At 60.6% G+C, this 22337-nt stretch carries 24 protein-coding genes; 6 read left to right on the forward strand and 18 right to left on the reverse strand.

The annotated features are described in order from the left end of the window. Positions 1-9: 9 nt before the first annotated feature. The 4 genes from GHN92_RS13940 to GHN92_RS13955 all read right to left on the reverse strand — a co-directional run bounded on the left by GHN92_RS13940 (position 10) and on the right by GHN92_RS13955 (position 2428). On the reverse strand, positions 10-684 hold the full coding sequence (locus tag GHN92_RS13940; protein WP_095024337.1) for an urease accessory protein UreF: 675 nt from the start codon (positions 682-684) through the stop codon (positions 10-12). Continuing rightward, positions 681-1181 carry an urease accessory protein UreE gene (gene ureE / locus GHN92_RS13945; protein WP_095017669.1) on the reverse strand — a complete coding sequence of 167 codons (501 nt, stop codon included), beginning with the start codon at positions 1179-1181 and terminating at the stop codon, positions 681-683. Before ureE ends, GHN92_RS13940 begins: the two co-directional genes overlap by 4 nt. Before the next feature lie 161 nt (positions 1182-1342). Continuing rightward, on the reverse strand, positions 1343-1975 hold the full coding sequence (locus tag GHN92_RS13950) for a TetR family transcriptional regulator (RefSeq protein WP_095000987.1): 633 nt from the start codon (positions 1973-1975) through the stop codon (positions 1343-1345). Between the two features lie 180 nt (positions 1976-2155). Then, positions 2156-2428, reverse strand: a complete 273-nt coding sequence (locus GHN92_RS13955; RefSeq protein WP_095000988.1) for a hypothetical protein — start codon at positions 2426-2428, stop codon at positions 2156-2158. Positions 2429-2681: 253 nt separating this feature from the next. On the opposite strand from GHN92_RS13955, the gene GHN92_RS13960 reads away from it, so the two are divergent. Then, complete coding sequence (locus GHN92_RS13960) at positions 2682-4748, forward strand: AsmA family protein (protein WP_153380390.1); 2067 nt, start codon at positions 2682-2684, stop codon at positions 4746-4748. Positions 4749-4902: 154 nt separating this feature from the next. On the opposite strand, the gene GHN92_RS13965 is transcribed toward GHN92_RS13960, so the two are convergent. Then, positions 4903-5778, reverse strand: a complete 876-nt coding sequence (locus tag GHN92_RS13965) for a DMT family transporter (RefSeq protein ID WP_153380392.1) — start codon at positions 5776-5778, stop codon at positions 4903-4905. A 97-nt stretch (positions 5779-5875) separates the two neighbouring features. On the opposite strand from GHN92_RS13965, the gene GHN92_RS13970 reads away from it, so the two are divergent. The 3 genes from GHN92_RS13970 to GHN92_RS13980 all read left to right on the forward strand — a co-directional run bounded on the left by GHN92_RS13970 (position 5876) and on the right by GHN92_RS13980 (position 8205). Then, complete coding sequence (locus GHN92_RS13970; RefSeq protein ID WP_153380395.1) at positions 5876-6661, forward strand: helix-turn-helix transcriptional regulator; 786 nt, start codon at positions 5876-5878, stop codon at positions 6659-6661. Positions 6662-6724: 63 nt separating this feature from the next. Further along, on the forward strand, positions 6725-7006 hold the full coding sequence (locus tag GHN92_RS13975) for a PsiF family protein (protein WP_153380397.1): 282 nt from the start codon (positions 6725-6727) through the stop codon (positions 7004-7006). Between the two features lie 188 nt (positions 7007-7194). Continuing rightward, complete coding sequence (locus tag GHN92_RS13980) at positions 7195-8205, forward strand: AI-2E family transporter (protein WP_095000993.1); 1011 nt, start codon at positions 7195-7197, stop codon at positions 8203-8205. Positions 8206-8253: 48 nt separating this feature from the next. Here the strand turns inward: GHN92_RS13980 and GHN92_RS13985 are convergent, their stop codons facing one another. After that, on the reverse strand, positions 8254-9519 hold the full coding sequence (locus GHN92_RS13985) for an Hsp70 family protein (protein WP_095000994.1): 1266 nt from the start codon (positions 9517-9519) through the stop codon (positions 8254-8256). 269 nt (positions 9520-9788) lie between these two features. Between GHN92_RS13985 and cbpA the strand changes: the two genes are divergently transcribed. Further along, positions 9789-10700: a curved DNA-binding protein gene (cbpA, locus tag GHN92_RS13990; protein ID WP_095000995.1), complete on the forward strand. Its 912-nt coding sequence runs from the start codon at positions 9789-9791 to the stop codon at positions 10698-10700. Positions 10701-10702: 2 nt separating this feature from the next. Continuing rightward, the gene (locus tag GHN92_RS13995; RefSeq protein WP_095000996.1) at positions 10703-11008 is read left to right on the forward strand and encodes a chaperone modulator CbpM; all 306 of its coding nucleotides are present in this window, start codon (positions 10703-10705) and stop codon (positions 11006-11008) included. Positions 11009-11134: 126 nt separating this feature from the next. Here GHN92_RS13995 and GHN92_RS14000 read toward each other — a convergent pair whose 3' ends face one another. The 12 genes from GHN92_RS14000 to urtA form a co-directional block, all read right to left on the reverse strand. Then, entirely contained in the window at positions 11135-12268 is a 1134-nt protein-coding gene (locus tag GHN92_RS14000; RefSeq protein WP_095017665.1) for a sensor histidine kinase KdpD, read from the reverse strand. Between the two features lie 105 nt (positions 12269-12373). Next, the gene (gene ureC / locus GHN92_RS14005) at positions 12374-14074 is read right to left on the reverse strand and encodes an urease subunit alpha (RefSeq protein ID WP_133144733.1); all 1701 of its coding nucleotides are present in this window, start codon (positions 14072-14074) and stop codon (positions 12374-12376) included. Positions 14075-14109: 35 nt separating this feature from the next. After that, a complete protein-coding gene (locus GHN92_RS14010; protein WP_095000999.1) occupies positions 14110-14418 on the reverse strand; it encodes an urease subunit beta in 309 nt (102 codons plus the stop codon). Then, a complete protein-coding gene (locus GHN92_RS14015; RefSeq protein ID WP_095017663.1) occupies positions 14415-14948 on the reverse strand; it encodes a GNAT family N-acetyltransferase in 534 nt (177 codons plus the stop codon). The genes GHN92_RS14010 and GHN92_RS14015 overlap by 4 nt, the downstream gene beginning before the upstream one ends. Beyond that, a complete protein-coding gene (locus tag GHN92_RS14020) occupies positions 14945-15478 on the reverse strand; it encodes a GNAT family N-acetyltransferase (protein WP_153380400.1) in 534 nt (177 codons plus the stop codon). The genes GHN92_RS14015 and GHN92_RS14020 overlap by 4 nt, the downstream gene beginning before the upstream one ends. 8 nt (positions 15479-15486) lie before the next feature. Further along, positions 15487-15789, reverse strand: a complete 303-nt coding sequence (gene ureA / locus GHN92_RS14025; protein ID WP_016783355.1) for an urease subunit gamma — start codon at positions 15787-15789, stop codon at positions 15487-15489. A gap of 81 nt (positions 15790-15870) precedes the next feature. Next, entirely contained in the window at positions 15871-16710 is an 840-nt protein-coding gene (locus GHN92_RS14030; protein ID WP_095017662.1) for an urease accessory protein UreD, read from the reverse strand. Positions 16711-16755: 45 nt separating this feature from the next. Then, positions 16756-17454: an urea ABC transporter ATP-binding subunit UrtE gene (urtE, locus tag GHN92_RS14035; RefSeq protein WP_095024332.1), complete on the reverse strand. Its 699-nt coding sequence runs from the start codon at positions 17452-17454 to the stop codon at positions 16756-16758. Positions 17455-17493: 39 nt separating this feature from the next. Next, positions 17494-18342 (reverse strand): urea ABC transporter ATP-binding protein UrtD, encoded by an 849-nt coding sequence (gene urtD, locus GHN92_RS14040; protein WP_095001004.1) that lies wholly within the window; start codon positions 18340-18342, stop codon positions 17494-17496. Then, complete coding sequence (urtC, locus tag GHN92_RS14045; RefSeq protein WP_095020797.1) at positions 18339-19418, reverse strand: urea ABC transporter permease subunit UrtC; 1080 nt, start codon at positions 19416-19418, stop codon at positions 18339-18341. Before urtC ends, urtD begins: the two co-directional genes overlap by 4 nt. Next, positions 19418-20920, reverse strand: a complete 1503-nt coding sequence (urtB, locus tag GHN92_RS14050) for an urea ABC transporter permease subunit UrtB (RefSeq protein WP_153380402.1) — start codon at positions 20918-20920, stop codon at positions 19418-19420. Before urtB ends, urtC begins: the two co-directional genes overlap by 1 nt. Positions 20921-21069: 149 nt before the next feature. Then, the gene (urtA, locus tag GHN92_RS14055; RefSeq protein WP_095017659.1) at positions 21070-22335 is read right to left on the reverse strand and encodes an urea ABC transporter substrate-binding protein; all 1266 of its coding nucleotides are present in this window, start codon (positions 22333-22335) and stop codon (positions 21070-21072) included. Positions 22336-22337 lie beyond the last annotated feature (2 nt).

The raw sequence follows: 22337 nt of genomic DNA on the forward strand, positions 1-22337 counted from the left end.
TGCTTTCTCCTAGGAACGAAACAGGCGGCTGTACTGGCGCTCGTGGGCCATGCTCGCCAAAGACAGGCCGAAAGCGGCACTGCCAATGTGGGATAAGTGGAGGCTACTGGCGTGTTGCTGGGCCTGCTGCAACGCAGCCGACAGTTCGCTGGTCATGCGCTGGGCCGCTTGCTGGCCCAGGGGCAGGGTTTTCATCAGCACTGCCAATTGGTTTTCCAGCCAGCTCCAGAGCCAGGCGGCCAATGCGTCCTGTGGGTCGATGCCCCAGGCGCGGGCGGCCAATGCCCAGCCCAGCGCCAGATGGGGCTCGGCCTGTTGTGCGAGAAACTCGCGTGCGGGGTCATCCAGCTCCGGTAAGCCGGTGAGTAACTGTTGCAGGGAATACCCCATTTGCCGGCTTTCCTGATGCAGTTCGCGGGTTTCACGGCTGGCGCGATGCTCGTCACACAAACGCTGCAAAGCGTTCCAGTCTTGATCCGCTGCGGCCTGACAGTGGGCGAGCAACAAGGGCGCCTCGAAGCGGGCGAGGTTGAGCAGCAATTGATCGCGGATCCAGCGCGCTGCCGTGGCCGGGTCAGCCACGCGGCCGTTTTCAACGGCCATTTCCAGCCCCTGGGAATAGCTGTAGCCGCCAATGGGCAGCTGCGGGCTGGCCAGGCGCAAGAGCGCCCAGGCCGGGTTCACAAGCGCACACCAAACTGATGCAACCGCGGGGCGTAGTTGAAGTCCTCTTCGCCCGCACGGGAGTGGTGATGGCCACCGCCATAGGCGCCGTGTTCGGGCTGAAACGGTGCTTCGATGGCCTCGATATGGGCACCCAGTTGCTCCAGCATGGCCTTGAGCACGTAGTCGTCAAGCAGGCGTAACCAGCCATCACCCACTTGCAGGGCGACGTGGCGGTTGCCCAGGTGATAAGCGGCGCGGGTCAGTTCAAAAGCATTGCAGCAGGTGACATGCAGGAGCTTTTCGGGGCTGGCACAGACGCGCACGATGCGCCCGTCCTGAGCCTGCAGAAATTCGCCATCAACCAGCGGTGACTGGCCACGGTCAAGGAACAGGCCGACATCTTCGCCGCTGCTGCTGAAACAACGCAGGCGACTTTTGCTGCGGGCTTCGAAGTTCAGGTGTAACTCGGCGCTCCACACGGGGTGGGACTGGACTCTGCGATGAATCACCAGCATCGGAAGGCTTCCTGCAATGGACATTACTCCAACCACAGCAAGGGGCTTGCCAACCCGGTCGGAGGCTGCAAATGCAGGCCCAAAAAGGGTGCAGAAAGATGAAGATGTTCTATATAAGTGCGCAATCTGCGCATCGGCGCACCAATAGGGTGCGCTTGCGATTATTCGGTACTGCCCAGGCCTTTCCAGTGCTTGAGCCCGATAAAAATAAAGCGCAGTTGCTGACTGATCTTGGCCTGGGGCTGCAGGTGATCGGGCAGTGAATCTGCAGGCGGGTCGATCACGTCGGGCAAGGCGGCAAATACGCTTTTGACCACCAGATCGGCGATCACGGTAAGGCCGGCATGATTCAGGTGCGCTAACTTGGGCTTGGAGCCAAGGTCGGCCGCCAGATCCGAAGTGATGTCTTCGCGCAGGGCGCCAATGGCCTGGCGAACCGGTTGCGAACCGCCGTATTGCTCGCGGGCCAGAAACAGAAACTGCGAGCGGTTGGCTTCTACCACGTCGAGAAAAATTCGTACCGAGGCGTTGATCACACCGCCCATAAACAGTTCGTTGTGACGCACCAGACGAATGGTTTCACGAAAGGTCTGGCCGACTTCACTGACCAGGGCCAGGCCCAGTTGGTCCATGTCGCTGAAGTGGCGATAAAAACCGGTCGGCACGATGCCAGCGGTCTTTGCGACTTCGCGCAGGCTCAGGCTGCCAAAGCCGCGACCCGACTCCATCAAGTGGCGGGCAGCATCCATCAGCGCAAGGCGGGTTTGTTGCTTCTGTTCGGCACGAGGCAGCATCGGGGCTGGTATTCCAGACAAGTACAGCGGCGCACTCTAGCAAATCGGCTTTGATGACGTCGAACGGTGTACTGCACAAAGTGTGGGGGCGGGCTTGCTCGCGATGCAGGTTACGCGGGCTAGCGGATCAGCGGCAGGGATGCATTGGCGAGCAAGCCCGCTCCCACACCTGCGAAAGGCTTAGCTCGCATGCTTGTTGCGTTCTGCCAGACGATCGGCGCCACCTTCGGCGACAAACTGGCTGCCCGGAGTGCGATCGTAGCCATCTTCGGCATAGCTGTTTTGTTGGTCCAGGGTACGTTGTGCGCCGTCTTCGGCAACCGGGTTGAGCGGCTGGCTCAAGGAGCTCGATGCTGGTTGGGCCATTGGGGTCGGCTCTTCATCGGCAGGCATGGCGAAGGCGTTGAAGGCCATCAGTGAAAGGGAAAGACCAAACAGGACTGGGCGTTTCATGGTGTGTGCTCCGTAGCAATGCAACTAAGTAGGTGTGATGGCAATGCTACGCTTGGCTGCCGGATATCAAAGTTCATACGGCCAATGGTGATAATCGACAAAATTGATTGTTCAGGCTGGGAGGCTCTAGCCCGGGGCTTTTGAAATTTTTTATACGAAAGCCGTACCGGGGTTAAACCTTCCGGCGTCTTTGCCAGTCGTACATTTATGGCGTCGTAACTGGGACGTTCTGTGGAATTCAAGGAGCCGTGACATGACGCGCACCCGTAAGACCCTTGCCTGGGCAGGCGGTATTTTCGTTCTGCTGGTGGCCGTGCTGGTGGTGATCCTCGCTACCTTCGACTGGAACCGCATCAAGCCGACCATCAACAGCAAAGTGTCTGAAATTCTCCACCGCCCGTTTGCTATTAACGGCGACCTGGCTGTGCGCTGGCAGCGCGAAGAGGATCAGGGCGGCTGGCGGGCCTGGGTGCCGTGGCCCCATGTGATTGCTCAGGACCTGACCCTGGGCAACCCCGAGTGGGCGAAAACTGCGCAAATGGCCAGCCTGAAAAAAGTCGAGCTGCGCCTGTCGCCGCTGGCGCTGTTGACCCAAACCGTGGATATCCCGCGCATCAATCTGACAGAGCCCAGCGCCAGTCTTGAGCGCCTGGCTGATGGCCGGGCGAACTGGATCTTTACCTTCGACCCCAAGGACCCGGACGCCGAGCCTTCAGCCTGGACGCTGGACATCGGTGCTATCGGCTTCGACAAGGGGCATGTGACCCTCAATGACCAGACCCTGAAAACCCGACTGGACGTGTTGATCGACTCGTTGGGCAAACCCATCCCGTTTAGCGAGATCGTCGGCGAAACAGACGCGAAAAAGGCCCTGGAGAAGGGCGGCAAACCGCAAGACTATGCGTTCGCCCTCAAGGTCAAAGGCCAGTACCACGGTCAGCAGCTCAACGGCAGCGGTAAAATTGGCGGTCTGCTGGCATTGCAGGACGCGACTCAGCCTTTCCCGTTGCAAGCCCGGGTCAGCATTGCCGACAGCCATGTCGAGCTGGCCGGGACCTTGACCGATCCGCTCAATCTGGGTGCCCTGGACCTGCGCCTGAAATTGGCCGGCACCAGCCTGAGTAACCTCTACCCGTTGACCGGCGTGACCTTGCCGGATTCGCCGCCGTACTCCACCGACGGCCATTTGACCGCCAAACTGCGTGAAGCCAGTGGCGCGACCTTCAGCTATGAAAATTTCAACGGCAAAATCGGCAGCAGTGATATCCATGGCGATTTGAAATATGTGGCCAGCCAGCCGCGGCCCAAGCTGTCCGGCAAGCTGGTGTCCAACCAGTTGCTGATGGCTGACCTGGGGCCGTTGATCGGTGCCGACTCCAACACCCAGCAAAAAGCCCGGGGCAGCGAGAGCAAGCAGCCTGCGGGCAAGGTGCTGCCGGTGGAAGAGTTTCGCACCGAGCGCTGGCGCGATATGGACGCAGACGTAGAACTCACCGGCAAACGTATTGTGCAAAGCGCCGAGCTGCCGTTTACCGACCTCTACACCCATGTGGTGCTCAATGATGGCGAACTGAGTCTTGAGCCGCTGCGTTTTGGCGTGGCAGGTGGCAAGCTGGATGCGCAGATTCGTCTCAACGGCCGTGCTGCGCCCCTGAAAGGCAGCGCCAGGCTGACCGCGCGCAACTTTAAACTCAAGCAACTGTTTCCCACCTTTGAGCCGATGAAAACCAGCTTCGGCGAACTCAATGGTGATGCCACGATTACCGGTACCGGCAATTCGGTGGCCAAGTTGTTGGGCACCTCCAACGGTGATCTGAAGATGATCATCAATGACGGCGCTATCAGTCGCAGCCTTATGGAAATTGCCGGCCTGAACGTAGGCAACTATGTAGTGGGCAAGATTTTTGGCGACGAGGACGTGAAGATCAACTGCGCGGCAGCGGACCTGGGGATCAAGAACGGGCTGGCCAGTACCCGATTGTTTGTGTTCGATACCGAGAACGCGATTATCTATATCGATGGCACGATCAACCTTGCCACCGAACAGCTGGACTTGAAGATCACTCCAGAGTCCAAGGGCTTGCGTCTGTTTTCGTTGCGTTCACCGCTGTATGTACGCGGTACCTTTGCCAACCCGTCAGCGGGTGTGCAAGCCGTGCCGCTGCTGTTGCGTGGTGCGGGCATGGTGGCATTGGGTGTGATTGCGGGGCCGGCGGCGGGATTACTGGCGTTGGTCGCCCCAAGCGGTGGCGAACCCAACCAGTGCGCGCCGCTGCTGCAACAAATGCAGCAGGGCAAGGTGCCGAAGACGGTGAAGTAGATCAAAAGTCCCTCACCCTCACCCTCTCCCGGAGGGAGAGGGGACTCAAGGCAAAAGTGGATCCGGGCAACGCCACCAGTTGACTCCCTCTCCCTGCGAAGGCTTGAGCCGGACATCGAAAGCGGGCAGGGAGAGGGCTGGGGTGAGGGCTAAATCACGCCACCCGCAACGGCGTAGTCCAGCGCTCCGACAGAATCACTCCGCCCAAGGTCAACGCCCCGCCAATCAGGTGATAGGCATGTAGTTGCTCTTTGAGCACCACCGCTGCGATCAGCGCGGTAATCAACGGCAGCAGGTTGAAGAACAGCGTGGTACGGCTCGGGCCAAGGCTGGCCACGGCTTTCATCCAGGCCAGCGGTGCGATCATCGACGCCAGCACGCAGGCGTAAAGCACCAGCCCCATGTTATGCACCGTCGGGCCGACCTTAGGTGAGGCCAGATACAGCGGAAACAACACCACAATCGCCACCAGCACCTGCATATACAGCATCTGCAGCGGCGGCAGGCGCAGTTGCCACTTTTTCAGCAAGGTGCTGTAAATCGCATAGGCCAGGGTGGCGACCAGCATCATCGCGTCACCCAGGTTGAGGCCGTGATCAAGCAAGGCTGCCAGGCTGCCGCTCGACACCACCACCAGTACCCCGACAAACGATACGACCGCGCCCACCAAGGCCCCGGCAGTCAGGCGCTGCCCCAGGCTGATAATCGACATGCTCAGCACCATCAGCGGCATCAATGACAGGATAATGCCCATATTGGTCGCCGACGTACGGGCCGCCGCGTAATAGGCCAGGCTCTGGTACACCGCCATGCCGAGCACGCCGAGAATGAAAATCTTGCCCAGGTTGGGGCGGATGATCGGCCAGTTGCTCATCACCGGCTTGAGCATAAAGGGGGTAAACAGCAGGCCAGCCAGCAGCCAGCGATAAAAGCCGATCTCGGACGGGAAGATCGCTCCCACCGCAAGCTTGTTGATAACGGTATTGCCGGCCCAGATCAAAATGGCCAGTAGCGGGTAAGCGTATTGCATCGGTGACAACCACAGGGTTAATGAGCGGCGATTATCCGCTTGTCTGTCTGCGAGCCTATACTGCGATCCAGCCAACCTCACCCCGTATCCAGACAGCATGCATAAGAATCTGATCAACGTCCCCGAGTTCGACGGTCTGCCAGCGCCGGTTTACTTTCGCTATGCCGAGATTGAGGCCCACAGCCATGCCGTGCCCCATACCCATGCCTGGGGCTCACTGGATTATGTGGCCCACGGTGTGATGCGCTTTGAAGTCGATGGCCGGCGCTTTATGTCGCCGCCGCAATACGCGGTCTGGGTGCCGCCCAACACCGAGCACAGTGCCTACAACGCCCAGGCGATTGTTTATCGCTCTGTGTATCTGGATGCCGTGCATTGCCAGCACTTGCCGACCACCCCGGTCACCCTGGCTATCAGCGATATTCTCAAGGCCATCCTCAGCGACTTTGCCCGCCGCGATATCAATATCCCGCAAAGCGAAGCCGATATAAGGCTGGCCCGGGTGCTGGTCGACCAATTGCGCCAGGCACCGGCGCATCAGTGCTTCTTGCCTTATGCCAGCCATCCGGGCCTGTTGCTGGTGTTGGAAGCGCTGCAACAGAGCCCAGGCGACAACCGCCCGTTGGGCCAGTGGGCGCAGCAGGTGCATGTCAGCGAACGTACATTGGCGCGGGTGTTTGTTCGGGAACTGGGCATGAGCTTTGGCGAGTGGCGTCAGCGTCTGCGGTTTCTGGCAGCGATTGAGGCGCTGGAATCGGCGCGCAGCGTGCAGGAAGTGGGCTTCGACCTGGGTTACAGCACCTCGTCGGCGTTTATCGCAATGTTCCAGCGCCAGGCCGGATGTACCCCGGAGCAGTATCGACGTCAGGCACGAGTGCTGTAACAGAGTTTGTCTACACTTCAGGAATCGCGCTGCCCGTTGGCGCGCCAACAAGGAGAAAACTCCATGAAGATGCTGCGTGTTCCTTTGCTGATGATAGGTCTGATCCTGTGTTCCCAGGGCTTTGCGGCCACGGCCCAACAAAACAAAATGACCACCTGTAACGCTGACGCCAGTGCCAAGGCCCTCAAGGGCGATGAGCGCAAAGCCTTTATGAGTACCTGCCTCAAAGCCAAGCCGGCGACGCAGCAGGACAAGATGAAAACCTGCAATGCCACCGCAGGCACCCAGGCCCTCAAGGGCGATGCGCGCAAAGCCTTTATGAGTGATTGCCTGAAGAAAAAATGATCGGCACTGTGGGAGCGGGCTTGCTCGCGATGGCCTCACTGCGGTTTAACTGACATACCGCAGCGCTTGATTCGCGAGCAAGCCCGCTCCCACAGGGTGTATGCCGTCCCGCCAGTCACAAATTCTAGTGCTCGCAGCTGAAGGCTGGCAGACTGCTAGTCCTTTCACGCTGTCAGTTTTGAGGCTGTATGCCATCGTTTTCTCAGCGTCACATCGTCTTGGCCAGCTACATCATTATTGCTGGCGGCCTGCTATTGGTTTTCCCGTTGCGTTTGTTGCCCAGCCTGCTGGCGGGCTTGTTGGTGTTCGAACTGGTCAATATGCTCACCCCGCAATTGCAGCGTCTGATTGCCGGGCGCCGTGCGCGCTGGCTGGCGGTGGCTTTGCTAGGTACGGTGATTGTCAGCGTACTGGCGCTGATCTTTGCCGGTGCCATCAGTTTTCTGTTGCATGAGGCGGAAAACCCCGGCGCTTCACTGAATAAATTCATGGCCGTAGTCGATCGGGCCCGCGGCCAGTTGCCGCCGTTCCTGGACAGCTACCTGCCAGCCAGTGCTGCCGAGTTCCGGATTGCCATCGGGCAATGGATGAACAAGCACCTCAGCGATCTGCAACTGGTGGGCAAAGACGCCGCGCATATGTTCGTGACCCTGCTGATCGGCATGGTGCTGGGGGCCATCATGGCCTTGCAGACCATTCCTGATATCAGCCGCCGCAAGCCGCTGTCGGCTGCGCTGTTCGAGCGTCTGCACCTGCTGGTACAAGCCTTTCGCAATATCGTTTTTGCGCAAATCAAGATCGCGCTGCTCAACACGGTATTTACCGGGATCTTTCTGGCTGTAGTCCTGCCGCTGCTGGGCGTGCATCTGCCGCTGACCAAAACCCTGATCGTGCTGACCTTCCTGCTGGGTTTGCTGCCGGTGATTGGCAACCTGATTTCCAACACCCTGATCACTATCGTCGGTTTGTCGCTATCGATCTGGGTGGCGATCGGGGCGCTGGGTTATCTGATTGTTATCCACAAGCTGGAATACTTCCTCAACGCCAAGATCGTCGGCGGGCAAATCAGTGCCAAGTCGTGGGAATTGCTGCTGGCGATGCTGGTCTTTGAAGCAGCCTTCGGCCTGCCGGGCGTGGTGGCGGGGCCGATCTACTATGCATATTTGAAGAGTGAGCTGAAGCAGGTGGGGTTGGTGTAACGGCTTGCCCCAACCCTCTCCCGGACGGAGAGGGTTGGGGCGAGGGTATTAGCCGTAACGCTTTTTAGCCTCAATCGCCAGACCGCTGCCGATGCTGCCGAAGATGTTGCCTTCAACATGCTGCGCATTCGGCAACATGGCCGCGACGCTCTGGCGCAAGGCCGGAATCCCGCTCGAACCACCGGTGAAGAACACCGTATCCACCTGCTCGACACCCACGCCGGCATTGCCCAGCAATTGCGTCACGCTGTTGCGGATGCGTTCCAGCTGGTTGTCGATGGACTCTTCAAACATCGCACGGCTCAGGTTTACGCTCAACCCCGCTTCAACCCGGTCCAGTGGCACATGGCGGCTGTCGTTGTGGGTCAGTTCGATCTTGGTCTGCTCGATTTCCATCGCCAGCCAGTGTCCGGCACGCTGCTCGATCAGTTTGAACAGACGGTCGATACCGCCGGTATCCTCAATGTCGTAACGCATGCTGCCCAGCGACAGCTGGGATTTTTGCGAGTACACGGAGTTGATGGTGTGCCAGGTCGCCAGGTTCATATGATGGCTGGTAGGCATGTAGGCACCGCTTTTCATGCGGCTGCCGTAGCCGAACAATGGCATCACGCCTTGCAGGCTCAGCTGTTTGTCGAAATCCGTACCGCCCACGTGTACGCCGCCGGTGGCCAGAATATCGTCCTGGCGGTTGTCCAGGCCACGGCGCTCGGGCGACAGGCGCACCAGGGAGAAGTCGGACGTACCACCGCCGATATCGACAATCAGCACCAGCTCTTCGCGCTCGATGGTGGACTCATAGTCAAATGCCGCGGCGATCGGTTCGTACTGGAAGGACACTTCCTTGAAGCCGATGGCGCGGGCCACGTCAGTCAGGGTGTTTTCGGCTTCCTGGTCGGCCAGGGGGTCGTCGTCGACGAAAAATACCGGGCGACCGAGTACCACTTCTTCGAATTCACGACCGGCGGTCGCTTCGGCGCGCTTTTTCAGCTGGGCGATAAACAGCCCCAGCAAGTCCTTGAACGGCATCGCCGTGCCCAGAACGCTGGTGTCGTGCTTGATCAGCTTGGAACCCAGCAGGCTTTTGAGCGAGCGCATCAGGCGGCCTTCGTAGCCTTCCAGGTACTCATGCAGCGCCAGACGGCCGTACACCGGGCGGCGTTCTTCCATATTGAAGAACACCACCGAGGGCAGGGTGATCTTGTCGTCCTCCAGCGCAATGAGGGTTTCCACGCCTGGACGCAGCCAGCCGACGGTGGAGTTTGACGTGCCGAAGTCGATACCGCAGGCACGTGCTGGAGAGGCGCTTTTCATGTCTTTCGTGTTCCGGTCAAAAAACGGCCGCGCAGTGTATGTCAGACCGCCGCAGAATCGAAGCACGACTAATCGTTAAATCGCAGGTTTTAATCCACTTGAAAGACTATCCTTGATCCCCAAACTTCCAGTCATTGGCGTGGCAGTCTTTAGGCTGCCGATAAACATTGGCAGCGCTGTTCTTGAGGCCGGTCAAATGACAGGCCGGGCAACCAGAGCATTCTGGTGACCTGAGCTGCGCGATATTGATAACGGATGGTGATCCTTACATGGACTTCAAAGACTATTACAAGATCCTGGGTGTCGAGCCCACGGCGGACGATAAGGCGATCAAGACCGCCTATCGCAAGCTGGCGCGCAAGTATCACCCGGATGTGAGCAAGGAAAAGGACGCCGAGAGCAAGTTCAAGGATGTCAACGAGGCGTATGAAGCCCTTAAAAGCGCCGAAAAACGCGCTGAATACGACGAAATTCGCAAATACGGCCAGCATGGCCAGCCGTTCCAGGGGCCGCCGGGCTGGCAAGGCCGTTCCAGCGGCGGTTTCGAAGACAATGGCGATTTTTCGGACTTCTTCAGCTCGATCTTCGGTTCGCGTGGTGGCGGTTTTGGTGGGCAATCAGGCCGCAGTGCGGGCCGTCGCGGGCAGGATGTTGAAATGGAATTGCCGATTTTCCTTGAAGAAACCCTGTCGGGTGAGTCCAAGCCCATCAGCTTTCAGATAGGCGGGGTCAGCAAGACCCTGAACGTGAAGATCCCGGCCGGTGTGACCGACGGTGAACGCATTCGCCTTAAAGGCCAGGGTGGCCCTGGCGTGGGTGGCGGGGCCAACGGTGATCTGTACCTGATCATCCGTTTTGCACCGCATCCGAAGTTCGATGTTGAAGGCCATGACCTGGTTATCACGGTTCCTCTGGCGCCGTGGGAAGCTGCGCTGGGCACCAAGGTGGCGATACCGACCCTGACCAGCAAGGTGATGATGACCATTCGCCCTGACAGCCAGAGCGGTCAGCGCATGCGCATCAAGGGCCACGGCCTGGTGGACAAGCAAGGCCAGCGTGGTGATTTGTATGCGCAACTGAAAGTGGTCATGCCGACCCATGGCGACGAGGCCACCAAGGCCCTGTGGCAAGAACTTGCCGACAAAGCAGCATTTGATCCGAGAGCCCAATGGAGTAACTGATCATGAGCAGCACCCTGATCGTTCAGCTGGACATGGAAAGGTTCTGCGAAGAGGCCAATATCCCGGCCACTTACGTGATAGAGATTGTCGAACACGGAATTATCGAACCTCAGGGCCGCACGCCTGACGTGTGGCGTTTTGAAGACTACGAACTGGTCATCGCCAGACGCGCGGCCAAGCTGCGTGATGATCTGCAGATGGAATGGGAGGGCGTGGCGCTGGCGCTGGACCTGCTCGAGGAAGTGCAGCAATTGCGTGCTGAAAATCAGCGATTGAAGCAGCAGTTGGGGCGGTTTGTGACGCAATAGATGAAGCCTGCCTAAAGGCTCTGTGGGAGCTGGCTTGCCTGCGATGGCCTCGGTGCGGTGTTCCTGATAGACCGCGGCGACTGCATCGCGAGCAAGCCCCTCCCACAGATGGCGTTTGCCCAGGGCTCAGGCGTTTTTGGGCAACACCACCGTAAACGTCGTGCCCTCGGCTTCGGTCGAGGTCACGTCGATGCTGCCCTGGTGGGCGTCCACCACTTCCTTGATGATAAACAACCCCAGGCCCAGGCTGGTGGATGTACCCGGCTGGGTCAGGTCTTCGCTCGGGCTGCGCACCAGCGGGTCGAACAGGGTGCCCAGGGCGTCTTCGGCGATGGGCATGCCCAGGTTGTGCACGCGCAAGGTCACCGCTTCGCTGTCCCCGCTCAGGTGCAATGTCACCTTGCCCCGGCGCGCACCGTGCTGCAGGGCATTGCCGATCAGGTTTTGCAGCAGTTGCCCCAACCGGCGCGGATCCCAGTGCCCTTGCACATCACCTTCGACCTGCAGTGCCGGCGCGCAATCCGGTTGCCCGGCGCAGGCTTCATCCAGCGCCGCCTGGCAGGCCTGGGCAAGGTCCATCGGCTCGGGCTCGATCGGCAGGCTGGTGCCCAGACGGCTGCGCACAAACTCCAGCAGGTCATTGACCATCGCGCCCATATGCCGCGTGCCGTTTCTGATGGCCAGCAGATAAGGCTGCGCCGCAGGGTCAAGGCTGGTTTTGCGCTCCAGCATTTCACTGGACATGCTCACTGCTTGCAACGGTGCGCGCAGGTCATGACCCAGGATGGCAAGGAAGATGTCGCGTGAGCGATTGACCTGTTCGGCATAGGCCGCGGTGGACTCGGCCAGGGCCTGGTCAATGGCTTCGTTGAAGCGGATCATGTCGAGCAGGTGCTCGTGGGCCGGGGCCTGGATGCTGGCGACCCACAGGCGGATGACGCAGGCGCGCAGGTGGCGGAACTCCGAAGTCATCTGCACCAGATCAAAACCCACGGTATGGCGCAGTTCGCCGTGGCTGGCAGCTGCTTCATCCAGCGCAGGGCTCGTTTCGGGGCCTTCACCCTCGGCCTTGGCCTGCTGCTCGCTGGCCGTTTGCGCGGTGTTCATGTCCCGCGAAGCAGCCAGCAGGATTTCCCTGGCATGGTCGCGCAGCGCGACGCTGTTCATGGATTCGGCTGCCGGGGTAATGGTTTCGGCAAACTGCTCCCATTCATCGACGATGCGATCTACATTGAGCACGATGAATTCAGATAGGCCCATGGCCACACGCCTTGCTGCAAGAGCGGTTGTAAAAAATGGAGCCGCATCTTAACGCCAAATGCAGCGTTCCAGTACAACCGCCAATCCCCCTGCAAATACGGGGTGTCAGAACAGGAAGTAGCGCTGTGCCATCGGCAGGACCTCGGCCGGTTCACACCACAGCAATACACCGTCGGCCTTGACCTGATAGGTCTGCGGGTCGACTTCGATCGCGGGCAGATAGCCGTTGTGGATCAGATCCTTTTTCTGCACATCCCGGCAGCCCTTTACCACCGCGATTTGCTTTTGCAAACTCAGCGCTGCGGGGACGCCCGCGTCAAACGCGGCCTGGCTGATAAAGGTCAGGCAGGTGGCGTGGCGCGAGCCGCCGTAGCTGGCGAACATCGGGCGATAGTGAACCGGTTGCGGCGTGGGGATCGAGGCGTTGGCATCGCCCATCAGGCTTGCCGCAATGGCCCCGCCCTTGATGATCAACGTCGGTTTGACGCCGAAAAACGCCGGGCGCCACAGCACCAGGTCGGCCCACTTGCCGACTTCGATCGAGCCCACTTCATGGCTTACGCCATGGGTGATCGCCGGGTTGATGGTGTATTTGGCGATATAGCGCTTGGCGCGGAAGTTATCGTTGCCCGGTGCATCCTCAGGCAGCGGCCCGCGCTGTTTTTTCATCTTGTCGGCAGTTTGCCAGGTGCGCGTGATCACTTCACCCACCCGGCCCATGGCCTGGCTGTCGGAGCTGATCATCGAGAACGCGCCCAGGTCATGGAGGATGTCTTCGGCGGCGATGGTCTCGCGGCGGATCCGGCTTTCGGCGAAAGCCACGTCCTCGGCGATGCTCGGGTCGAGGTGATGGCAGACCATCAGCATGTCGAGGTGTTCGTCGATGGTGTTGCGCGTAAAAGGCCGCGTCGGGTTGGTGGAGCTGGGCAGCACGTTGGTCAGGCCGCAGGCCTTGATGATGTCCGGCGCATGCCCGCCACCGGCACCTTCGGTGTGATAGGTGTGGATGGTGCGGCCCTTGAAGGCGGCGAGGGTGGTTTCGACAAAGCCCGACTCGTTCAGGGTGTCGCTGTGGATCGCCACTTGCACGTCATAGAGGTCGGCAACGGTCAGGCAGTTGTCGATGGACGCCGGGGTGGTGCCCCAGTCTTCGTGCAGCTTGAGGCCGATGGCTCCGGCTTCGACCTGTTCGATCAGCGGTTGCGGCAGGCTGGCGTTGCCCTTACCGGTAAAGCCCATGTTCATCGGGAACGAATCGGCGGCCTGAAGCATGCGCGCCATGTGCCACGGCCCCGAAGTGCAGGTGGTGGCATTGGTGCCGGTGGCCGGGCCGGTACCGCCGCCGATCATGGTGGTCACGCCGCTGTTGAGCGCTTCTTCGATCTGTTGCGGGCAGATAAAGTGGATATGGGTGTCGATGCCGCCTGCGGTGAGGATCATGCCTTCGCCGGCGATCACTTCGGTGCTGGCGCCGATGGCGATGGTGACGTTGGGCTGGATATCCGGGTTGCCGGCCTTGCCGATGGCGTGGATGCGCCCGTTCTTGAGGCCCACATCGGCTTTGACAATGCCCCAGTGATCGATAATCAGCGCATTGGTGATCAGCGTGTCGACCACTTCACTGGCGAGCAGTTGGCTCTGCCCCATGCCGTCACGAATCACCTTGCCACCGCCGAACTTCACTTCTTCGCCGTAGGTGGTGAAGTCGTGCTCGACCTCAATCCACAACTCGGTGTCGGCCAGGCGGATCTTGTCGCCGACGGTGGGGCCGAACATGTCGGCGTAAGCCTGACGGGAGATTTTCATGGTGAGTTCCTAAAAATTGGTCCGGACCCTGTGGGTCAATCCAGATTGCCCATCACCCGCCCGGCGAAGCCGAACACCCGGCGCAGACCGGCCAGCTCCACCAGTTCCACTTCACGGGTTTGCCCCGGCTCGAAGCGCACGGCGGTGCCAGCCGGAATGTTCAGGCGCATGCCGCGACTGTCGCCACGGTCAAACATCAGGGCGTCGTTGGTTTCAAAAAAGTGATAATGCGAGCCGACCTGGATCGGGCGGTCGCCACGATTGGCTACGCTCAGGACCAGGGTGCGGCGGCCGACGTTCAGTTCGATCTCGCCCGACTCAATGCGGTATTCGCCCGGGATCATTGCGGCTCACTCAGGGTCTTGAAGTAGATGGCCGTGGGGCTGTAGTGGCCGTCGGGGCTTTGGCAGTAGTTGGGCAACTCGCCCACGCGGGTGTAGCCCAGGGCACTGTAGAAGTTCTCCGCCGGGGAGCCGGCTTCGGTGTCCAGGTGCAACAGGCCGCGCTTTTGCTCGCGGGCGCCTTGCTCCAGGGCGTGGATCAGTACCTGGCCCAGGCCGCGGCGACGCACTTCATTGAGCACCAGCAGTTTTTGCACCTCGGCACGGTTCAGGCCGTTGGCCTTCTGGCACAGCACCAGTTGCACGCTGGCCAGCACGCGCTGGTCTTCGACCAGTACCCACAGCAGCAGATTGCCTTGTTCCAGTTGCCCGTGAACTTCGTTGAAGTAACGGCTGGCCTGAGGCTGATCCAGGTCGTTCATGAAACCCACCGATGCACCGTGCCCGACCGCATCGAGCAGCAGCACAATCAAGTCATCGCGGTATTGAGCAAAGCTCTGCGCCGTCACGCGTACCACCTGTTCGGCGTTCATTGTGCGAGCTCCTTGGGCGGCAGGGCGCCGGGGTTAAGCATCAGTTGCATAAAAGTCAGGTCTAGCCAGCGGCCGAACTTGATCCCCACTTGCGGCATGCGCCCGCTGGTGACAAAGCCCAGTTGCCTGTGGACATGGATCGAGGCCGCGTTGGCGCCTTCGATGGCGGCGACCATCACATGCTTGTCACAGGCACGGGCGCGTTTGATCAACTCGGCCAGCAACTGTGGCCCGAGTTTTTTGCCGCGCTGCTCGGGGTGGATATACACCGAGTGCTCAACGGTATGGCGAAAGCCCTCGAACGGCCGCCAGTCGCCGAACGAGGCATAGCCCAGGGCGATATTGGTGTCGTCGACGATCACCAGAATCGGGTAACCCTGGGCCTGGCGTGCGTCGAACCACTGCTGGCGGTTGTCCAGGTCTACGGTGCTTTCGTTCCATATGGCCAGGGTGTTGAGCACCGCATCGTTGTAGATATCGCGAATCGCCGGCAGATCCGCCGCGACTGCATCACGAATGACATAAGACATGCTCGGCCTCAGGCGATGGGTTGGTGGACGGTGACCAGCTTGGTGCCATCCGGGAAGGTGGCTTCGACCTGGATATCGGGGATCATTTCCGGAATGCCTTCCATCACCTGGTCGCGGGTCAGCAGGGTGGTGCCGTAGTGCATCAGCTCGGCGACGGTGCGGCCATCGCGGGCACCTTCGAGCAGGGCTGCGGAGATATAGGCGATGGTTTCCGGGTAGTTGAGAATCACACCGCGGGCCAACCGCCGCTCGGCCAGCAGGCCGGCGGTGAAGATCAGCATCTTGTCTTTTTCGCGTGGAGTCAGGTCCATGGTCGGGTCCGTGTTCGGCAGTTAAAAATGAGTCGGGCCTTGGCCCTCACCCTAACCCTCTCCCAGAGGGTGAGGGGCTCTTCAGGTACTCCAGATGCGTGGCGCCAACGCCTCGCGCCCCAGCAATGCCGGGCGCAGCAAGCGCCATAAATCGATCAGCCAGCTGCGCGCCTGCAAGGCTTCACTGGCCAGGCAGCGCGCTACCAGTAAACCCGGTAATTGAGTCAAATCACCGCGTACCGGGTTGGCCAGCGCGCGGCAGCGTTCCAGCAGCTCGGCACTGACTTCACCCGTTACCAGCAAGGTGGCAAACACCGGGTTGCCATCCAGGCCGATGGGCGAGTCCAGCAGCCCGTCGCCGCCTGCAATGCGCTGGCGTTCATGCCAGAGCAACTGGCCGTCGCGGCGGATATCCAGGCGTGACTGAAAATGCCCATGTTCAAAACGCTCGCCGCTGGCCAGCCGCCCCAACGCCACCATGTCCCAGTAAAACAGCCGTGCATCGCCTGCAAGTTCGATACGGGTGGTGAGTTCGGCCTGGGCTGCGCTGAACACGATGGTTTCTTGCGGCAGCCATTCCAGGGTCGCGCCGGCAGCCACGTTCAATTCGACTGTCTGGTAAGCAGGGCCCGCCGCGCGATACCACTTGGCCGCGCCGGGGCTGGTCAATTGCGCCCAGGCATCGGGGCCGACGCTGGCGCTGATATTCAGTTGGTCACCCCCGGCAATCCCCCCCGGCGGGTGGACGATGATGTGCTGGCACACCTCGGGGCCTTCGGCGTACAAATGCTTTTGCACCCGCAACGGGCCGAGGTGGCGCCGCAGGGTAGGGCGGGTGCTGTCGCCAAAACGGCCATAGCCCAGCTCCAGCTCGGCGAGCCAGCTGGGGGTGAACAATGCGGTATTGGCCGGCAGGTTCATATGTAGGACTTCTTTGTAAGAAAAGCACCAGGAAAGAGGGACAGATTAAATCGTCACCAGCCCGCGCACACCCTCTGTTTGCATATTTTCGCCACGCCCCTGTTGCACGATTTCACCTCGCGACATCACCAGATACTGATCGGCCAGTTCTTCGGCAAAGTCATAAAACTGCTCCACCAGCAAAATCGCCATATCGCCGCGGGCGGCGAGCATTTTGATCACTGCGCCGATCTCCTTGATCACCGAGGGCTGGATGCCTTCGGTGGGCTCGTCGAGGATCAGCAGACGCGGGCGGCTGGCCAGTGCGCGACCGATGGCCAGCTGTTGCTGCTGGCCGCCGGACAAATCTCCGCCGCGCCGGTGTTTCATTTGCAGCAGCACCGGGAACAGTTCGTAGATAAACGCCGGCACTTCCCTGGCCTCGGCGCCGGGAAAGCGCGACAGGCCCATCAGCAGGTTTTCTTCCACTGTCAGGCGCCCGAAAATCTCCCGGCCCTGGGGCACATAGGCGATCCCGGCGTGGACCCGCTGATGAGGCTTGAGCGTGGTGATGGGCTGGCCCTCCCACTGCACGCTGCCTTCCTTGACCGGCAACAGGCCCATCAGGCATTTGAGCAGGGTGGTCTTGCCCACGCCATTACGGCCGAGCAGGCAGGTGACTTCACCGACTTTGACCTCGAAGGACAGGCCGCGAAGGATATGGCTGCCGCCGTAGTATTGGTGCAGTTTTTCGACGTTAAGCATGTTCAGTTCTCTCCATGCCCCTGTGGGAGCGGGCAGTTTTCAGCGACCCAGGTAGACTTCGATCACCCGTTCATCCGCCTGCACCTGCTCCAGCGAGCCTTCGGCCAATACGCTGCCCTGGTGCAGCACGGTGACGTGGTCGGCAATCGAGCCGACAAAGCCCATGTCATGCTCCACCACCATCAGCGAATGTTTGCCCGCCAGACTCTTGAACAGCTCGGCGGTGAATTCGGTTTCGGCATCGGTCATGCCCGCCACCGGCTCGTCGAGCAACAGCAGTTGCGGGTCCTGCATCAACAACATGCCGATTTCCAGAAACTGTTTCTGCCCGTGGGACAACAGCCCCGCAGGCCGCAGGGCCGAGCCGGTCAGGCGGATGGTATGCAGCACTTCGCCGATACGGTCCTTTTGCTCTCCTGTCAGTTTCGCGCGCAGGCTGGCCCACACCGACTTGTCGGTCTTCTGCGCCAGCTCCAGGTTCTCGAACACGCTCAGGGCCTCGAATACCGTGGGCTTCTGGAACTTGCGGCCAATCCCGGCCTGGGCGATCTGTACTTCGCTCATCTGGCGCAGGTCGAGGGTTTCGCCAAACCAGGCCTGGCCTTCGCTGGGCCGGGTCTTGCCGGTGATCACATCCATCATGGTGGTCTTGCCCGCACCATTGGGGCCGATGATGCAGCGCAGTTCACCGACGCCGATATACAGGTTGAGGTTGTTCAGGGCCTTGAAGCCATCGAAGCTGACGCTGATGTCTTCCAGGGTCAGGAGGGTGCCGTGGCGGGTGTTCAGGCCCGGCCCGGCGGCTTGTCCCAGGCCGATGGCGTCGCGACTGCTGCCAGCGTCCAGCACCGGTTCGAGCATGAATTCGGCGGTCGGTGTGATTCTCATTGTTCGCCCCTTTTCTTCAGCAGGCCGATCACGCCTTTTGGCAGGTACAGGGTCACGACGATAAACAGCGCCCCGAGAAAGAACAGCCAGTATTCGGGGAAGGCCACGGTAAACCAGCTTTTCATGCCATTGACCACGCCTGCCCCCAGCAGCGGGCCGATCAGGGTGCCGCGCCCGCCGAGGGCGACCCATACGGCGGCTTCGATGGAGTTGGTCGGCGACATTTCACCCGGGTTGATAATGCCCACCTGGGGCACATACAAGGCCCCGGCCAGGCCGCACAGCACGGCGCTCAGTACCCAGACGAACAGCTTGAAACCGCGTGGGTCGTAGCCGCAGAACATCAGGCGGTTTTCCGCGTCGCGCAGTGCGGTCAATACCCGGCCGAACTTGCTGCGCGCCAGTCGCCAGCCAAGGAACAGGCTGGTCACCAGCAGCAGCACGGTGGCCAAAAACAGCGCCGCGCGCGTGCCCGGCTCGGTGATGCCAAAGCCCAGAATACTGCGAAAATTGGTGAAGCCGTTGTTGCCGCCAAAGCCGGTTTCGTTGCGGAAAAACAGCAGCATTCCGGCGAAGGTCAGGGCCTGGGTCATGATCGAGAAGTACACGCCCTTGATCCGCGAGCGAAAGGCGAAAAAGCCGAACACCAGGGCCAGCAGGCCGGGGGCCAATACCACCAGACACATTGCCCACCAGAAATGCTCGGTACCGACCCAGTACCATGGCAGCTCGGTCCACGACAAAAAGGTCATAAAGGCCGGCAACTCGTCGCCCGAGGCCTGGCGCATCAGGTACATACCCATTGCGTAACCGCCCAGGGCGAAGAACAGGCCATGGCCGAGCGACAGCAGCCCGGCGTAGCCCCAGACCAGATCCAGGGCCAGGGCGACAATGGCGTAGCAGAGAATCTTGCCCACCAGCGTCAGCGTGTAGGCCGAGACCTGCAACGGGCTGTCGGCGGGCAACAGCGAGAGCAGCGGCAGGGCCAGCAATACCAGCAGGACCAGAACGCCCACCAGTGTAGTGACCGCAGGTCCGGCCTTTTGTGCAGCAGTGACCATCAGAGGCTGATTCATCAGTCGATCACCCGTCCTTTAAGCGCGAAGAGCCCCTGCGGACGCTTCTGGATAAACAGAATGATCAGTCCCAGGATCAGGATTTTGCCCAGCACGGCACCGATCTGCGGTTCGAGGATCTTGTTGGCGATACCCAGGCCAAAGGCCGCATACACAGTACCGGCCAATTGGCCGACGCCGCCCAGCACCACCACCAGAAACGAGTCGATGATGTAGCCCTGTCCCAGATCCGGGCCCACGTTGCCGACCTGGCTCAAGGCCACGCCGCCAAGTCCGGCAATCCCCGAGCCCAGGCCGAAGGCGAGCATGTCCACGCGCCCGGTGGGTACACCGCAGCAGGCAGCCATGTTGCGGTTCTGGGTAACGGCGCGCACGTTGAGGCCCAAACGGGTCTTGTTCAGCAGCAGCCAGGTCAGTACCACCACGGCCAGGGCGAAGACGATGATCACCAGACGGTTATACGGCAACACCAGGTTGGGCAGCACTTGCAGCCCGCCCGACAGCCAGGCCGGGTTGGCCACTTCGACGTTTTGCGCGCCGAACAGCACACGTACCAGCTGGATCAGGATCAGGCTGATGCCCCAGGTGGCAAGCAATGTCTCCAGCGGGCGGCCGTAGAGGTGACGGATGATGGTGCGCTCCAGCAGCATGCCCACGGCTGCGGTAACGAAGAACGCCACGGGCAGGGCCAGCAGCGGGTAGAACTCGATGGCGCCGGGAGCAAAGCGCTGGAACAGCAACTGCACGCAGTAGGTGGAATAGGCGCCGAGCATCAGCATTTCGCCGTGGGCCATATTGATCACCCCCAGCAGGCCAAAGGTGATGGCCAGGCCGAGTGCAGCCAGCAGCAGGATCGATCCGAGGGACAAACCGCTGAACGCCTGCCCCAGCAGGTCGCCGATCAGCAGCTTGCGTTTGATTTGCACCAGGCTGGTTTCGGCGGCGGTGTGCACGCTGGCATCGGTTTCTACCCCTGGTTGCAGCAGGTTTTCGAGGCGGGTGCGGGCCAGCGGTTCGCCAGTTTCGCCCAGCAGGTGCACGGCGGCCAGACGCACGGCAGGGTTGGGGTCGACCAATTGCAGATTGGCCAGCGCCAGGCTTAATGCGCTGTGCACATCGCTGTCCTTTTCAGCGGCCAGTTGTTGGTCGAGGAAATTGAGTTGCGCCGGTTTGGCGGATTTCTGCAATTGTTGCGCTGCGCTCAAGCGCAGCTTGGGGTCGGCTGCCAGCAGTTGATGGCTGGCCAGTGCGGTATCGATCAAGCCGCGCAAGCGGTTGTTCAGGCGCAGGGTTTTAACCTGGCCGTCTACGGTGACCTGGCCCTGTTGCAGGCTGTTGATCAGTTCGATGCGGGCGGGCGCGGGTTGTGCGGCCCAGCTTTCCAGGAGTTGGGCTTGCTGGGCGTTATTGGCTGCGGCGAAGTCGCTGGCGTCGTCGGCGTGGGCGGCCAGGGGCAGCAACAGCAGTAGCGCGACGATAACGCGGTAAAGGGCAGTGGGCATAGTTATGGCCTTGCACAGATAGAAGCAATTCAACACACCTGTGGGAGCGGGCTTGCTCGCGATGCAGGCAACGCGGTCTTTCAGTCAAACCGTGTTGACTGCATCGCGAGCAAGCCCGCTCCCACAAAAGCACAACGATGAGGCTGGCCTCAGTTACTCTTCACCGCGTAATCCGGCTTCTTGTCATTGCCCGGGATGTAAGGGCTCCACGGCTGGGCGCGGATCGGCCCTTCGGTCTGCCATACCACGCTGAACTGCCCGTCCGGCTGGATCTCGCCGATCATTACCGGCTTGTGCAGGTGATGGTTGGTCTTGTCCATCGTCAGGGTGTAGCCCGAAGGCGCGGCAAAGGTCTGGCCCGCCAGGGCTTCGCGCACCTTGTCGACATCGGTGGACTTGGCTTTTTCGGCCGCCTGGGCCCACATGTGAATGCCCACGTAGGTGGCTTCCATCGGGTCGTTGGTCACGGCCTTGTCGGCGCCCGGCAGGTTGTGTTTTTTGGCGTAGGCTTTCCAGTCAGCCACGAATTTGGCGTTGACCGGGTTCTCTACCGACTGGAAGTAGTTCCACGCCGCCAGGTTACCCACCAGCGGTTTGGTGTCGATGCCGCGCAGCTCCTCTTCACCCACCGAGAACGCGATCACCGGCACGTCGGTCGCTTTCAGGCCCTGGTTGGCCAGCTCTTTATAGAAGGGCACGTTGGAGTCACCGTTGACCGTGGAGATCACCGCTGTCTTGCCGCCCGCCGAGAACTTTTTGATATTGGCCACGATGGTCTGGTAGTCGCTGTGCCCAAACGGGGTGTAGACCTCTTCGATGTCCTTGTCGGCCACGCCTTTGGAATGCAGGAATGCGCGCAGGATCTTGTTGGTGGTGCGCGGGTACACGTAGTCGGTGCCCAGCAGCACAAAACGTTTGGCGCTGCCGCCGTCTTCGCTCATCAGGTATTCCACCGCTGGAATCGCTTGCTGGTTCGGCGCCGCGCCGGTGTAGAAGACGTTGGGCGACATCTCTTCGCCTTCGTATTGCACCGGGTAGAACAGCAGGCCGTTGAGTTCTTCAAACACCGGCAGTACCGATTTGCGCGACACCGATGTCCAGCAGCCGAACACCACCGCAACCTTGTCCTGAGTCAGCAACTGGCGGCCCTTTTCGGCAAACAGTGGCCAGTTGGAGGCCGGGTCGACCACTACGGGTTCGAGCATCTTGCCGTTGACACCGCCCTTGGCGTTGATCTCGTCAATGGTCATCAGGGCCATGTCTTTGAGCGAGGTTTCGGAGATCGCCATGGTTCCGGACAACGAATGCAAAATCCCTACTTTGATGGTCTCGGCGGCTTGCACCGTCCAGGTCATGCCCATGGCTGCGATGGAGGCGCTCAGGGTGAAAGCCTTGATCAAGCTACGACGCTTCATGG

It is taken from the genome of Pseudomonas sp. FSL R10-2964 (assembly GCF_009600035.1).
Taxonomy (GTDB): Bacteria; Pseudomonadota; Gammaproteobacteria; order Pseudomonadales; family Pseudomonadaceae; genus Aquipseudomonas; species Aquipseudomonas bubulae.